Annotated in this window: 12 protein-coding genes; 10 read left to right on the top strand and 2 right to left on the bottom strand. The window is 60.8% G+C overall.

From position 1 onward, the window contains the following. The first annotated feature begins 29 nt into the window (after positions 1 to 29). From ACVTFQ_RS04795 to ACVTFQ_RS04770, 6 genes are all read left to right on the top strand, one after another. Positions 30 to 545, top strand: a complete 516-nt coding sequence (locus ACVTFQ_RS04795; protein WP_111561531.1) for a DinB family protein — start codon at positions 30 to 32, stop codon at positions 543 to 545. 141 nt (positions 546 to 686) lie between these two features. Then, complete coding sequence (locus ACVTFQ_RS04790; protein ID WP_470423678.1) at positions 687 to 1,736, top strand: GGDEF domain-containing protein; 1,050 nt, start codon at positions 687 to 689, stop codon at positions 1,734 to 1,736. Between the two features lie 53 nt (positions 1,737 to 1,789). Then, positions 1,790 to 3,673: a ribosomal protection-like ABC-F family protein gene (gene abc-f / locus ACVTFQ_RS04785; protein WP_111561132.1), complete on the top strand. Its 1,884-nt coding sequence runs from the start codon at positions 1,790 to 1,792 to the stop codon at positions 3,671 to 3,673. 129 nt (positions 3,674 to 3,802) lie between these two features. Beyond that, positions 3,803 to 4,642: a polysaccharide deacetylase family protein gene (locus ACVTFQ_RS04780; RefSeq protein WP_111561131.1), complete on the top strand. Its 840-nt coding sequence runs from the start codon at positions 3,803 to 3,805 to the stop codon at positions 4,640 to 4,642. A gap of 119 nt (positions 4,643 to 4,761) precedes the next feature. Then, complete coding sequence (locus ACVTFQ_RS04775; RefSeq protein WP_111561130.1) at positions 4,762 to 5,688, top strand: Gfo/Idh/MocA family protein; 927 nt, start codon at positions 4,762 to 4,764, stop codon at positions 5,686 to 5,688. A 60-nt stretch (positions 5,689 to 5,748) separates the two neighbouring features. After that, positions 5,749 to 6,294 (top strand): GrpB family protein, encoded by a 546-nt coding sequence (locus ACVTFQ_RS04770; protein ID WP_111561129.1) that lies wholly within the window; start codon positions 5,749 to 5,751, stop codon positions 6,292 to 6,294. A 12-nt stretch (positions 6,295 to 6,306) separates the two neighbouring features. On the opposite strand, the gene ACVTFQ_RS04765 is transcribed toward ACVTFQ_RS04770, so the two are convergent. Together ACVTFQ_RS04765 and ACVTFQ_RS04760 are read right to left on the bottom strand one after the other, a co-directional pair. Then, positions 6,307 to 6,756 carry a DNA polymerase III subunit chi gene (locus ACVTFQ_RS04765; RefSeq protein WP_111561128.1) on the bottom strand — a complete coding sequence of 150 codons (450 nt, stop codon included), beginning with the start codon at positions 6,754 to 6,756 and terminating at the stop codon, positions 6,307 to 6,309. Beyond that, positions 6,753 to 8,252: a leucyl aminopeptidase gene (locus tag ACVTFQ_RS04760; protein ID WP_111561127.1), complete on the bottom strand. Its 1,500-nt coding sequence runs from the start codon at positions 8,250 to 8,252 to the stop codon at positions 6,753 to 6,755. The genes ACVTFQ_RS04765 and ACVTFQ_RS04760 overlap by 4 nt, the downstream gene beginning before the upstream one ends. Positions 8,253 to 8,423: 171 nt before the next feature. Here ACVTFQ_RS04760 and ACVTFQ_RS04755 point away from each other — a divergent pair, with 171 nt between their 5' ends. The 4 genes from ACVTFQ_RS04755 (at position 8,424) to ACVTFQ_RS04740 (ending at position 13,894) form a co-directional block, all read left to right on the top strand. Then, complete coding sequence (locus ACVTFQ_RS04755; protein ID WP_409527949.1) at positions 8,424 to 9,200, top strand: phosphatase PAP2 family protein; 777 nt, start codon at positions 8,424 to 8,426, stop codon at positions 9,198 to 9,200. Positions 9,201 to 9,297: 97 nt separating this feature from the next. Further along, a complete protein-coding gene (locus ACVTFQ_RS04750; protein ID WP_112435905.1) occupies positions 9,298 to 10,464 on the top strand; it encodes an LptF/LptG family permease in 1,167 nt (388 codons plus the stop codon). Further along, positions 10,461 to 11,549, top strand: coding sequence for an LPS export ABC transporter permease LptG (gene lptG / locus ACVTFQ_RS04745; RefSeq protein ID WP_111561124.1), 1,089 nt, complete (start codon positions 10,461 to 10,463; stop codon positions 11,547 to 11,549). The genes ACVTFQ_RS04750 and lptG overlap by 4 nt, the downstream gene beginning before the upstream one ends. After that, on the top strand, positions 11,549 to 13,894 hold the full coding sequence (locus tag ACVTFQ_RS04740; protein WP_111561123.1) for an LPS-assembly protein LptD: 2,346 nt from the start codon (positions 11,549 to 11,551) through the stop codon (positions 13,892 to 13,894). The genes lptG and ACVTFQ_RS04740 overlap by 1 nt, the downstream gene beginning before the upstream one ends. Positions 13,895 to 14,070 lie beyond the last annotated feature (176 nt).

Raw genomic sequence — 14,070 nt, 5'->3', positions numbered from 1 at the left:
ATAGAACAGATCGAGAGATGGAGGGCAAAATGCAAAAGCAATATGCGATGTTTGCGGATTACAACCGCTGGGCCAACGGGAAGGTCTATGCGGCAGCCTCGGAACTGACGGATGCCGAATACCGGGAAAACCGCGGCGCCTTCTTCGGCTCGCTCAACGCAACGCTGAACCACATCTTGTCGGCCGACCGGATCTGGATGAAGCGCTTCACCGGATCGGGCGACGCGCCGACGACGCTCGACAGCATCCTCTATGAAGACCTCGCCGGCCTGCATGCCGCGCGTGAGCGGGAGGATACAAGGATCGCCGATTGGGTCGATACGCTTGATGCCGAGGCGCTCGCGGATACGTTCACCTATACCCCCGTCACCCGTCCCGGCGCGATTACCCAGCCGCTGTGGCCGGCGCTGTCGCATTTGTTCAACCACCAGACGCATCATCGCGGCCAGTGCCACATGACGCTGACCTCGCTCGGCAAGCCCAGCCTGTCGCTCGATCTCAGCTACTTCCTGCACAGCGACGGCAAGCGCTGGCTGAGCGCATGACGGAAACGCGGCATTAACCGCGTTGGCGAAATCCCGGAAATGGTTTTACTCGGCAAAGGTGCAAATTCAGCCCATCTTAAATAGTCCGGTGCATAGGGGAGAGAACGAGGCCGGACAGGGCCGACGAGCGAGGAGTGCAACATGGCAAGTGCAGCATCAAGCCCGCAGGCGCAACGCGAGACATCCCGTCCGGCACCGGTCACGGATATTCAGCGCATCAGCCAGCACATGACGCGCCTTGGCGTTTCCGGCCTGCCGCGCAATTACGAGCTGTTTCATGAGGCGATCGTTGGCCAGAACGCCGCGCTTGCGCAGGATATCGCCTCGCTTGGCGCGGCACCGCGCCAGCCATCCCTCGATGAACTCGGCCTCAAATATCGCCTCGTCAGCCATTGCGGGCTGGTCGGAGAGACCTCGCAGGCCGAGATGAGCAAGATGATGCGCGATGCCGTCGAGCGCCTGACGTCAGGCGTAAAGCAGAAGCAGAGTTTTATGCGCGCGGCGGAAACCGCGCTGAAATCGATCACCGGCAGCCCGGACCAGAGCCTCTCTTCCTTGATGAGCGAGATGGAGTTCCTGTCGACCTCTCTGGCCGGTCTCCTGACCGCCGAGACCGATCTCGAGACCAAGCTGCGCCACGACGTCGATCGGATGGAGGCGCTTGAGCGCGGCGTCGCCGCCGCTCAAACGGCATCGTCGACCGACCGCCTCACCGGCCTTCCCAACCGCACCGCGCTTAACAAGACCGTACTCGATCTCTATGAGCGCGAGGAAGGCTCGGCCGGAAGCGCGCTGATCATGATGGATATCGACGACTTCAAGGCGCTGAACAGCCGCTACGGCACGCAGACCGGCAGCCGTCTTTTGAAGAAGCTCGCCGACCTCTTCCGCAAATCGATCAAGAAGCACGACTTCGTGGCCCGCACGGATGGCGACGAGTTCACCTTCCTGTTCGCCAATGTCGGCATGCAGGAGGCGATGGCGATCGCCGAGCGCCTGCGCAACTCCGTGGAAGAGAACGTGGTCTTCGCGACCTCGGACGCCGGACAGAACGCCAAGCTGACGGTATCGCTCGGCGTCGCCCTGAGCGCGGACGCGGCGACGGCCTCGCAGCTGCAGGCCAATGCCCGTATCGCGCTGCATGCTGCCCAATCGAACCGGCGCCTGCCGGTGCAGGCCTTCGGGCGCTGAGAGACCGTTTCAAGCTCTTGCGCTGATCGCGGCTTTCGGCCAAAACGCCGGGCATGATCACGATTAGCGATATCTCCGCCCGCATTGCCGGCCGCCTTCTCCTCGACCATGCCAGCGTCTCGCTGCCCGCGGGCACGAAGGCGGGCCTCGTCGGCCGCAACGGCGCCGGCAAGTCCACCCTCTTTCGCATCATCACCGGCGATCTCGGGGCTGAGACGGGCGCGATCACCATCCCCAAGAATTCACGGATCGGTCAGGTCGCCCAGGAGGCGCCGGGCACGGAAGATTCGCTGATCGAAATCGTGCTGTCCGCCGACAAGGAACGCGCCGCATTGATGGCGGAGGCAGAGACCGCCAGCGATCCGCACCGCATCGCCGAGATCCAGATGCGCCTGGTCGATATCGACGCGCATTCGGCCGAAGCGCGCGCCGCCAGCATCCTCTCCGGCCTCGGTTTCGACCAGGCGGCGCAGGCGCGGCCGGCATCGTCATTCTCAGGCGGATGGCGCATGCGCGTGGCGCTGGCTTCGGTGCTCTTTACCGAGCCCGATCTGCTCCTGCTCGACGAGCCGACCAACTATCTCGACCTCGAAGGCACTCTCTGGCTCGAGGATTACGTCCGACGCTATCCCCACACGGTGCTGATCATCAGCCACGATCGCGATCTCTTGAACAATGCCGTCAATTCGATCGTGCATCTCGACCAGAAGAAGCTGACCTTCTATCGCGGCGGCTACGACCAGTTCGAGCGGCAGAAGGCGGAAGCCGACGAGTTGCAGACCAAGGCGAAGGCGAAGAACGACGCGGCGCGCAAGCATCTGCAGAGCTTCATCGACCGTTTCAAGGCGAAGGCCTCCAAGGCCCGGCAGGCGCAGAGCCGCGTCAAGGCGCTGGAGCGCATGGGCACCGTGGCCTCGGTCATCGAGGATCACGTGCAGCCGATCACCTTCCCCGAGCCGGAGAAGCAGCCCGCCTCCCCGATCGTCGCCATCTCGGGCGGCGCGGTGGGTTACGAGCCAGGCAAGCCGATCCTCAAAGGCCTCAACCTTCGCATCGACAATGACGACCGCATCGCGCTTCTCGGCTCCAACGGCAACGGCAAGTCGACCTTCGCGAAATTCATCTCCGGCAGGCTTTCGGCTGAAAGCGGCGAAGTGAAGCTGGCGCCGAGCCTGAAGATCGGCTTCTTCGCGCAACACCAACTCGACGACCTCATCCCCGACCAATCGCCGGTCGAGCATGTCCGCCGGCTGATGCCGGAAGCGCCGGAGGCCAAGGTGCGCGCCCGTGTCGCGCAGATGGGTCTGGCAACGGAAAAGATGTCGACGGCCGCCAAGGATCTGTCCGGTGGCGAAAAGGCGCGCCTGCTGATGGGGCTTGCCGCCTTCCATGCGCCGAACCTGCTCATTCTCGACGAACCGACCAACCACCTCGACATCGACAGCCGCCGCGCGCTGATCGAGGCGCTGAACGACTATGACGGCGCCGTCATCCTGATCTCGCACGATCGCTACCTGATCGAGGCGACCGTCGACCGGCTGTGGCTGGTCAACAATGGCACGGTCACCACGTTCGAAGGCGACATGGACGAGTATCGCGACCTGATCGTCGCCTCCGGCAAAAAAAAAGACGAAAAGCCGCAAGTAACTGAGGAGACCGCGACCAAGGCGGACCAGCGCAAGCTCAACGCCGACCGGCGCGCCTCGCTCGCCCCTCTCAAGAAAAAGATCAACGAAATCGAATCCTTGACGGGGAAGCTGGAGAAACTGATTCAGGGCCTTGATGCGGAACTTGCGGATCCGGTGCTTTACGAAAAGGCGCCGGCGAAGGCCGCAGAGAAGGCAAAGCAGCGCGGCGAAGCGGCCGCCAAGCTGGCTGCGGCCGAAGAGCAATGGCTGGAGCTTTCGTCCGAGTACGAAGAGGCTATGGCGGGATAGCCACAGTCGTTAGTCGAGCGCTTCGAAATTAACATTTGTTAGCGCGCGAACGGTCGAAAGAAACCGATCGTTAACCATAATCATCAAGGTTGTCTCAACATTCATTACTGATTTGTTGAGACCCTCTTCATGCATCGCTTCGCTTTTTACTCCGGCCTTCTTCTGTGCGCCGCCGCCCTCGCCGGCTGCCAGACAACAAAGCAGCCCGCGCCCGACAAGACGATCAAGACCTCGTCGATCGTGGCTCCCGAAGGCAAGCAGGACACGATCAGCGGCGATGCGGCCGAGCAGCCACGTGCACGTGGGTTTGGCAAGCAGCACCACCTCGCCGGCCGCATCATGACGGTGTCGTCGATCCACGATATCCGGCTGCAGGACAAGGAAGTCATTCTCAGCTTCGACGATGGCCCGATCCCCGGCCGCACCGACCGTGTTCTGGCGACGCTTGACGAGTTCGGCGTCAAGGGCGCCTTCATGATGGTCGGCGAGATGGCGGCGCTGCATCCCGAACTCGCCCGCAAGGTCGCCATGGACGGTAATGCGATCGGCAGCCACACCTACAAGCACGACAACCTGGCGGCTCTGACCTTCGACATGGCGATGGCGGAAGTCATGCGCGGCGAAGCGGCGGTGACCAAGGCCACGGGTGTCGACGTCAACTTCTTCCGCTTCCCCTATCTCGCCGACAGCCACAAGCTGCGCGCCGCGATCGCCATTCGGGACATGGTCGTGATGGACGTGGATGTCGACAGCAAGGACTATTTCAACACGACGCCCGCCGCCGTGACCAAGCGGACGCTTGACCTTCTCCACAAGCGCGGACGCGGCATCATCCTGATGCACGACATCCACAATCGCACGGCAACCATGCTGCCCACCCTGCTCACCAAGCTGGAGGCCGAGGGCTACAAGGTGGTGACGCTGAAGTTCAAGAAGCCGGTCGCGCCGACCGTTATGGCGTCGCTGTAATTCGACTGCGGAATTCGAGGTTCACGGCAGACGCCGGCGCTTGCCCGCCGGCGTCTTTCTGTTAAAACAGGCGCCCAATAATCATACTTTTGAGCGAAACACCGAAGCGAGCCAACAGCATGTCACCCATCAACCTCGCCATCGTCGGCGTCGGCAAGATCGTCCGCGACCAGCACCTCCCCTCCATCGCCAAGAACCCGGATTTCAACCTGATCGCCACGGCGAGCCGTCACGGCACGGTCGATGGCGTCCAGAGCTTCACCGCGATCGACGCGATGCTAGACGCCGTGCCCGAGATCGACGCAGTGTCGCTGTGCATGCCGCCGCAGTACCGCTACGAGGCCGCCCACAAGGCGCTCTCGGCCGGCAAGCACGTGTTTCTTGAAAAGCCTCCGGGCGCGACGCTGAGCGAAGTAGCCGATCTCGAGGCGCTCGCCGCCTCCAAGGGCGTATCGCTGTTTGCCAGCTGGCATTCGCGCTATGCGGCCGCCGTCGAGGCAGCCAAGTCCTTCCTCGCATCCACGACCATCGACAGCGTTCACGTCGTCTGGAAGGAAGACGTGCGCCAGTGGCACCCGAATCAGGATTGGATCTGGCAGGCCGGCGGCCTTGGCGTGTTCGATCCCGGCATCAACGCGCTGTCGATCGTTACGCATATCCTGCCGAAGGCGATCTTCCTGACCAGCGCAACGCTGGAGTTCCCCGAGAACCGCGACGCGCCGATCGCAGCCGACCTGCACTTCAAGAACGCCGATAACGTGCCCGCGCATGTCGAATTCGATTGGCGCCAGACCGGCAAGCAGAGCTGGGATATCTTCGCCGAGACGGCGGCAGGCAAGATGGTTCTGGCCGAGGGCGGCTCGAAGCTTTCCATCAACGGCGAGCTGAAGTTCGAAGCGCCGGAAGAGGAATATCCTTCGCTCTATCGTCGCTTCGCGGAAATCGTCAAGGCTGGTAAGTCAGACGTCGACCTCGCGCCGCTGCGCCACGTCGCCGACGCCTTCATGCTCGGCCGCCGCAAGTTCGTGGAAGCGTTCCACGATTGATTCGAAATTGCCGAACCTCGTGATACAGTAAGGTCATCCTGGCTATCTCAGAGGTTCGGCATGCGCGACGATGAAGCTTTCGGTCTAGGCTTGAAAAACCTGACGGTATCGCTCTCCGACGCAAATGCCTTATGGCATGAAGCCTATGAAGAAGAGGCCGAGGCGATCCGCCAGGCGCTCGGCGACACCGTCATCGACATCCAGCATGTCGGCAGCACATCGATCCCATCAATCAAGGCCAAGCCGATCATCGATATCATGGTCGGCATTCGTTACTTCGCCGACGGCCCGGCCTGCGTCGGCGCGATGGAGAGCATCGGCTACGACTACGCCGGCACCGATCTCGTTCCCGACGACCACATCTTCGGGCGCGGCATCAAGGGCGAGACGCGGACGCATCTCGTGCATGTCGTGGAATATCACGGCGAGAACTGGAACCGCATGCTGGCATTTCGCGATGCGCTGCGCGCCGATCCCGATCTCGCCCGCGCCTATGAGCAGCTGAAAATCGACCTCGCCGGCACGCATGCGGCAAGCCGCGCCGAGTACACCCGCGCGAAGCACGACTTCATCGAGAAGGTGGTCAAGGATGCAGGGATCGGCTGATCCGGACAGACTCTAGGCCTTCTTTTCCCAGCGCCCCTCGGGCGTCTGCTGCCAATATGTGAGGCTATGCCCCTCACCTTTCAGCTTCTTCCACTGCGCGCGTGCGCCTTCGAGCTGCTCCTGATCATAGCCGTCGAACATGAACACGACCCGCTCATAGGGATCGAGCGGCGGCGGCTCGGCGCCGGCGACGATGAAGCGGACTGTAGCGCCGTTGATGTTGTCATCGGCAACAGTCAGGAGAACCGGCTGATTGCCGGCGAGTTTGCCTTCATCCGTGCCATGCGGCAGGAAGCTGTCTTCGCGGAAGGTCCAGAGATGCGCATCGAGCGCATCCCTATGAGTCGCTTCCTTCATCTGAACCGCGACGCGCCAGCCGCGCTCGACGCTTTTGTCGAGCAACGGCGGAAGCGCGTCTTCCAGCTTGGATTCGGTCAGATGGTAGAACAGGACCTCGGTCATGATTCGTAGTTTGCACGCACTAGCTGGTCTAGCAGCCGCACGCCGTAACCGGAGCCCCAGGACTGGTTGATCTCGTCGAGCGGCGAGCCCATGGCGGTGCCGGCGATATCGAGATGGGCCCAGGGCGTCTCGCCGACGAAGCGGCCGATGAAGTGGGCCGCCGTGATCGAGCCGGCGTGGCGACCGCCGGTGTTCTTCATGTCAGCGAACTTGCTGTCGATCATCTTGTCGTATTCCTTGCCCAGCGGCATGCGCCAGAGACGCTCGTGGGTCTCGGTTCCGGCCGCGATCAAATGCTCCGACAACTTGTCGTCGTTAGAGAACAGGCCGGCCTGGATGTTGCCCAGCGCCACGAGAATCGCGCCTGTCAGCGTCGCGAGGTCGATCATGAACTTCGGCTTGAAACGATCGTTGCAATACCAGACGGCGTCGCAGAGCACGAGGCGGCCTTCGGCATCGGTGTTGATGACCTCGATGGTCTGGCCAGACATGGAGGTGACGATATCGCCGGGACGCTGCGCGTTGCCATCCGGCATATTCTCGACCAGGCCGATGATGCCGACGACGTTCGCCTTGGCCTTGCGGGCGGCCAGCACGTGCATGAGACCCGTGACGGCGGCGGCACCGCCCATGTCACCTTTCATGTCTTCCATGCCACCGGCCGGCTTGATGGAGATGCCGCCGGTATCGAAGACGACGCCCTTCCCGATGAAGGCGAGCGGCGCATCGCCGCTCTTGCCGCCCTTCCACTGCATGACAGCTAGGCGCGGCGGACGTACGGAGCCCTGGGCAACGCCTAGAAGCGCGCCCATGCCGAGCTTGCTCATTTCCTTTTCCGTCAGGATCTCGACCTCGACGCCGAGCTTCTCGAGTTCCTTGGCCTTGGCGGCGAATTCGACGGGGCCGAGCACGTTCGCCGGCTCGTTGACGAGGTCGCGCGCCAGATTGACGCCATCGGCGACCGCCTGCGAGACCTCGAAGGCCCTGGCGGCCTCAGCGGCGTTTGCGGTTACGATGCGGACCTTGATCGGCGCGCTGCCGTCTTTGCTGTTGCTGTCGTCGTCCGACTTCTTCGTCTTGTAGGTATCGAAACCATAGGCGCGCAACATCATGCCGAGCGCGAAATCGGCGGCCTGCGTGGCGGTGACATCCACGCCGGGCGCGTCCACAAAGATGGTCACATCCGTCGTGTTCTTGATCTTCGCGGCGGCAGCGCCACCAGCCTTCAGCCAATCGAACGAAACCAGAGCGTCCGCCTTGCCGAGACCGATGACGAAGATGCGCTCGGCCTTCGATCCCTCAGGCGCCACGATATCGAGTGCGCCGGCGAGCTTGGCGGAAAACGCGGCGATCTTGGCGGCCTTGGCCACCACGCCCGATGGGTCGGCGACACTTGCGCCGGCGGCGAGATCCTGCCCCTTGGCCTGCAACAGAATGGCGTATCCACCGGCAATTTCGGCAGAGTTTTCAAACGAGATATCGAATTTGGCTGACATGTCTTCTCCAGTGGGATCGTTTTAAATCCTCTTGCCCGATCATTCAGGTTTTCACCACTGAAGACAAGTCTTTGTCACAGCCATCGCGTTCAGGATCGCGGGAGTTGCGTCAACAAAGCGTCATGGACGACGACTATTCATCCGCACAAGTTGATGCGGCGAGGATCGGTCTTGAACTCCATATTGAAGACTTTCAGTCCGACTGCCATACGCGAAGCGGATTACGGAGCCGCCGACGTCTTCAAATTCCTTCTCGCCACATGGTTTGCGCTGCTTGTCGTCTTCAATCTGTTTCCTCAGATCGACCAAGAAATCTCGGCGCATTTCTTCACCCGTGAAGCCTGCAATGTCGGCGTTTCGCTTCGCGAGGTCTGTGGGCACTTTCCCTACCGCCAGGAATTCACGCTGCAAATCCTGCGCACGCTTTTCCTGCGCCTTCCCTACATCGCCGCGTTTGTGCTGCTGTGGAAGCTCATTGATTGCTATGGTCACTTCGGCGCCACCTTCGACGCCGAGCGCGCACGCAAGCTGAAGATCGCTCTCGGTTCGCTGATCGCCGGCCCGATCGTTCTCGTCAACTTCATCCTAAAGGACCATTGGGGGCGCCCTCGTCCATTTTCCACAACCGATTTCGGTGGCGCGCTCGACTTCGTGCCTGCGGGATCGACGGCGGGCAAGTGCCTGTCCAACTGTTCTTTCGTTTCAGGCGAAGCCGCAGGCGCAGGCTGGCTGCTCTGTCTTCTCTTCATCATGCCGCGCGCGTCGCGACGCGCGCTCTTCCTGCCGTTGGCCACGATTTCGTTACTGGCACCGGCATTGCGTCTGGCCTTCGGTGCACACTATCTGTCCGACGTCATTCTCGGGTGGTTGTCATCCTTCGTTGTTTTTGCCGGCATCCTGGCGCTGACCGATTCGCCACAGCGGGAAAAAAAACTGAAAATTGAATGAATTTTCGACGGTAGCTTGTCGCAAAAGCAAACCAAAAAGCGTAGATGGTTTTCGCTGCGTGGCGGCAAGAATTCGCGAAGAGCGTTCAAGGGCGTGCATGAAACTGCTTGAAACATATATATTGCGGCGCGTGGGCCAGATGTTTCTCGTCGCCCTATTGCCCGTGCTCGCGATCATCTGGACGACGCAGGTGCTTCAGCGCATCAATCTGGTGACGGATAGCGGCCAGTCGGTCGGTTCGTTTGCCAAGCTCGCCACGCTTATCCTGCCCTCGATCATTCCCGTCGTCCTGCCCTTCGCGCTGGTGATCGGCGTCACGCAGACGCTGACGACGATGAACAACGATTCGGAGCTTGCCGTTATCGATGCCGCCGGCGCGCGCCGCAGCATCATCTGGCGCCCGATCATCATTCTCGCGGCCGTCATCAGCGCCTTCTCCTTTTTTGTCGACAACGTCGTCGAACCGAAGGCGAAGACCGGCGCAAGGCAAATGATTGCAGCGGCTTACGCCGATCTGCTCTCAACCGTGATTGAAGAGAAGAACTTCCGCCAGATCGATACCGGCCTCTATGTGCAGATCTCCGAGCGCTTGGCCGGACGCGTGCTCAAGGGCCTGTTCGTCGTGGACGAGCGCGACCCTGCCTTCCAGCTGATCTACTATGCGCGCGAAGGCGCCGTCGATGAGAAGGGCACGTCGCTGATCATGCATGATGGTGAGGTGCACCGGAAAACCACGACCGGCGACGTGTCCATCATCCGCTTCGATTCCTATTCGTTCGACCTGTCCGACCTCACGCAGAACCGTGGCCAGTCGACGCTGCGCGCGTCCGACCGTGAACTGCCGTTCCTGCTCAATCCCGATCCTACGGACAAGGATTACATCGCCAAACCCGGCGGCTACGTTGCGGAGCTTCACAGGCGCCTGACCGACTGGATGCTTCCGCTTGTCTTTTCGTTGATTTCGCTTGCGATTGCCGGTGATGCGCGCTCGCATCGCGAGGCACGGCTGCACCCCATGGTATCGGCACTGGTGCTCGCGTTTGCGGTTCGATGGGCGACGTTCTACGCCGCCAACCAGATCGAAACGAAACCTATATTCATCGGCATCCTCTACGCGCTGCCGATCGGAATCAGCGCGTTGGCGATTGTTTCGCTGGTTTCGCACAAACGAATCTCGCTGCTGGGCTTCATCGGCAACTGGATCGCCATCGGCTGGCGCAAGCTGCAGCAGCGCTTCCCCCGCTCGGCCGGAGGTGGCGCATGATTTTCGGTACGCTCGGACGCTATTTCTTCCGCCGTTATGCAACGACGGCGATGTGGTTCTTCCTCGGTGTCATTGGCATCGTCTACCTCGTCGACTTCAGCGAGACCGCGAGCCGCATGTCCGGCCTGCCAGGCTATACGGTAACCGGCGGATTGCTGATGACGGCTGTGCGCCTGCCACTCATTCTGCAGCAGACGGTTCCCTTCATCGCACTTTTCGTCGGCATGACCGTGCTGATCGGCCTCAATCGCAAATACGAGCTGGTCGTGACGCGCGCCGCCGGCATTTCCGCTTGGCAGTTCATGTCGCCATTCATTTTTGGCGCATTTTTGCTCGGCATCGGCGTCATGACGATCCTCAATCCGCTGGCTGCATGGGGACAGCGGCAGGCAGCGAGCGTCGAGAGCAATTGGCGCGGCGATGCTGGCGCCTCAAAGGGCGGCCCTCAAGTGCCGTGGATCCGCCAGATCAGCGGTCAGGACGATGTCATCATCGGTGCGCGAAGCGTTCTTGAGGATGGAACGATGCTCGTCGACGCGGTGCTCGTGCACTTCGATTCGAGCAATCACATCATCCTCAGACAGGATGCGACGTCCGCAAAATTGGAAGATGGTTACTGGCTTCTTAAGAACGTTATCGAGCGTCGCCCCGGCGAGATCGCTGAGCGTAAGGATGAGGTACAGGTCCGTACCAATTTGAAACGGGACTTCGTCGAACAGAGGCTTACCGCCCCTGAAACCATTGCGTTTTTTGATCTCTCGAACCGAATCAACATTGCCAAATCCTTCGGGATTCCGACCAAGGCTCTAGAGACCCAATTCCACTCTTTGTTGTCCCAACCACTGTTGCTCGTGGCTATGACTCTCATTGCTGCAACAGTGTCCCTAAAATTTAGCCGGTTCAACCAATCGAGGTCCGTGATTCTGGGTGGCATCCTGGCAGGCTTCGTGCTTTATGTGGTCACCGTGCTTGTGAAAGCATTCGGAAGCAGTGGGGTTGTCCCGCCTTTCGTGGCGACGTGGATTCCGGTCATCGTCGCCTTGGCTTTGGGTGCAACAATTCTGCTTCATCAGGAGGATGGCTAGTGGCGGCAGGCAACCGCAAAAGTGTTCGTAAGCAGTTGGTTGCCCTGTTCGCAGGCGTAGCCCTGTGCAGCTATACCGGCAACGTGCCCGTTGCCATTGCGCAAGACGCTTTGCAAAACATGAAGCCCAATGTCTCGAAGGAAGCCAAGATGCTTCTTTCGGCCAATGAGCTCGTCTATAACAAAGACGCCGAGGTCGTTTCGGCCGTAGGTGGCGTGCAGATCAATTACGCCGGCTACAAGATGGTCTCGCAGCGAGTCGAGTACAATCAGAAGACCGGCCGGATGATGGCGCTTGGCAATGTCGAGCTCGTCAGCCCCGACGGCACGCGCATGTATTCCGACAAGCTCGACGTCACCGATGACTTCGCCAACGGTTTCATCAATTCGCTTCGAATCGAGACACCCGACAACACGCGTATCGTCGCCGAAACCGGCGAGCGCGTCGGTGGCACGGAGATGATTCTCAACAAGGGCGTCTATACTGCCTGTCTGCCCTGCGCGGAGAAGCCCGAGAAACCGCCATTCTGGCAGGTGAAGGCCGAACGCGTTATCCAGAACGGCGAGAAGCACACGATTCGCCTCGAGCACGCTCGCATGGAGCTTCTGGGCCATCCGATCGCCTACGTTCCGTGGCTCGTCGTTCCCGACAACACCGTCAAGCGTAAGTCCGGCTTCCTGTTCCCGAGCTTCGTCAGCGCACAGAATCTCGGCTTCGGCCTGTCTGTCCCCTACTATTACGTGATCTCGCCCAGCATGGACGCGACGGTGACGGGTACGGGCTACACGACGCAGGGCTTCCTGGCCGATGCCGAATTCCGCCAGCGCTTTGAGAACGGCACGCACACTCTGCGCGTGGCCGGTATCAGCCAGATGAATTCCAGCACGTTCACTGAAGGAACCAGCGACGCGCAGAACGATGCTCGCGGCATGATCGCCTCGAAGGGGGCCTTCCAGATCAATCCGCGCTGGTCTTTCGGCTGGGATGTAATGGTGCAGAGCGACAACAACTTCTCGCGCACTTACAAACTCAAGGGCTACGACAATTCGACGCAGACCAACCAGATTTATCTGACCGGTCTCGGCAAGCGGAACTACTTCGACCTGCGCTCCTTCTATTTCGACGTGCAGGACGCCGATCCGTCGAATACGGCGGAGAAGAAGCAGGCGATCGTCTATCCGGTGATGGACTATCACTACGTGGCGCCGCAGCCGCTTGCCGGCGGCGAAGTCTCGGCCGACGTGAACTTCACCAATATCTCGCGCGGGCATGATGACTTTTACGACATCGCGGGCTTCGATCGCTACCGTGGCCTTAACGGCCAGACATCGCGCCTGACCGGCGAGCTGACGTGGAAGCGTACGTTCGTGACGCCTGCCGGCGTTCTGATCACGCCGCTGCTTTCGGCTCGCGGCGACGCGCTGGCGCTCAACATGGACGACCCGGTCGGCTATGGCGGCAACTACGACACGAGCGATGCTGCAACGCGTGGCATGGTGACGGCTGGCCTGGAAGTTCGCTATCCGATCCTCGCCACCACCGACAACAGCACGCATGTGTTCGAGCCGATCATGCAGATCTATGCGCGCCCGAACGAATCGCTGGCCGGCAGGCTTCCGAACGAAGACGCGCAGAGCCTCGTCTTCGATGCGACCAATCTGTTCGAACGCGACAAGTTCTCCGGTTACGACCGGATTGAAGGCGGCACACGCGCTAACGTTGGCTTTCAGTACACCGGCACCTTCGACAACGGCTACAAGCTGCACGGCATCTTCGGCCAGTCCTTCCAGCTGGGCGGCCAGAACTCGTTCGACACCGCCGATCTCGTCAATGTCGGAGCCGATTCCGGCCTTGAAACCACGCGGTCCGATTATGTCGGTCTCGGTGGTATCGAGACGCCGCAGGGCTTTGCATTCGCCGCTTCGTACCGCCTCGACGAAAAGAGCTTCGAGCTTCGCCGCGGCGACCTGACGGCCGGCTTCGAGACGGACGCGTTCCAGAGCCAGCTTCTCTACACGCACGTCTCCGCGCAGCCGGAATATGGCTACGACACGGATAACGATGAGCTGCAGACGCGCGCTCGGGTCAAGTTCAAGGACTACTGGTCGATCTTCGGCGGTATCGCCTATGACCTGAACAACAACACGTTCACGCGCCAGACCATCGGCCTCACATACGAGGACGAGTGCACGATCTTCACGATCGCCTACTCCGACAAGCGCGACACCAGCGACCAGTCGGCAAGCGATTGGACGATCGGCGCGAGGCTGACATTCCGTACGCTTGGCGACATCAATGTCGGTGATGCCAGCGAGCTCGGATACGGTAACATCTACAACAACTGATCGATTTTGTAGCACGGCGAAAGAAAGGGGCCTTTCTTTCGCCGTAACGCTATGCAGGACATTGTGGCCATTGGATATATGCGGCATATGCTGCTGCGTCTCGAAGGCAGCAACGCTGACGTTATCTCGGTAAGATAGGCGCGCCGCGACGCGAAAGCGCGGCGTCAATGGGAAGG

The sequence above is a fragment of the Rhizobium sp. O111 genome (assembly GCF_055616315.1).
The sequence above is the reverse complement of the archived record's forward strand: the minus strand, read 5'-3'. Positions and strand labels throughout refer to the sequence as shown.

Excerpts from the sequence above, each read along its gene's own strand:
- ACVTFQ_RS04795 (WP_111561531.1), top strand. The coding sequence starts at position 30 with ATGCAAAAGCAATATGCGATGTTTGCGGATTACAACCGCTGGGCCAAC.
- ACVTFQ_RS04790 (WP_470423678.1), top strand. The coding sequence starts at position 687 with ATGGCAAGTGCAGCATCAAGCCCGCAGGCGCAACGCGAGACATCCCGT.
- abc-f (WP_111561132.1), top strand. The coding sequence starts at position 1,790 with ATGATCACGATTAGCGATATCTCCGCCCGCATTGCCGGCCGCCTTCTC.
- ACVTFQ_RS04780 (WP_111561131.1), top strand. The coding sequence starts at position 3,803 with ATGCATCGCTTCGCTTTTTACTCCGGCCTTCTTCTGTGCGCCGCCGCC.
- ACVTFQ_RS04775 (WP_111561130.1), top strand. The coding sequence starts at position 4,762 with ATGTCACCCATCAACCTCGCCATCGTCGGCGTCGGCAAGATCGTCCGC.
- ACVTFQ_RS04770 (WP_111561129.1), top strand. The coding sequence starts at position 5,749 with ATGCGCGACGATGAAGCTTTCGGTCTAGGCTTGAAAAACCTGACGGTA.
- ACVTFQ_RS04765 (WP_111561128.1), bottom strand. The coding sequence starts at position 6,756 with ATGACCGAGGTCCTGTTCTACCATCTGACCGAATCCAAGCTGGAAGAC.
- ACVTFQ_RS04760 (WP_111561127.1), bottom strand. The coding sequence starts at position 8,252 with ATGTCAGCCAAATTCGATATCTCGTTTGAAAACTCTGCCGAAATTGCC.
- ACVTFQ_RS04750 (WP_112435905.1), top strand. The coding sequence starts at position 9,298 with ATGAAACTGCTTGAAACATATATATTGCGGCGCGTGGGCCAGATGTTT.
- lptG (WP_111561124.1), top strand. The coding sequence starts at position 10,461 with ATGATTTTCGGTACGCTCGGACGCTATTTCTTCCGCCGTTATGCAACG.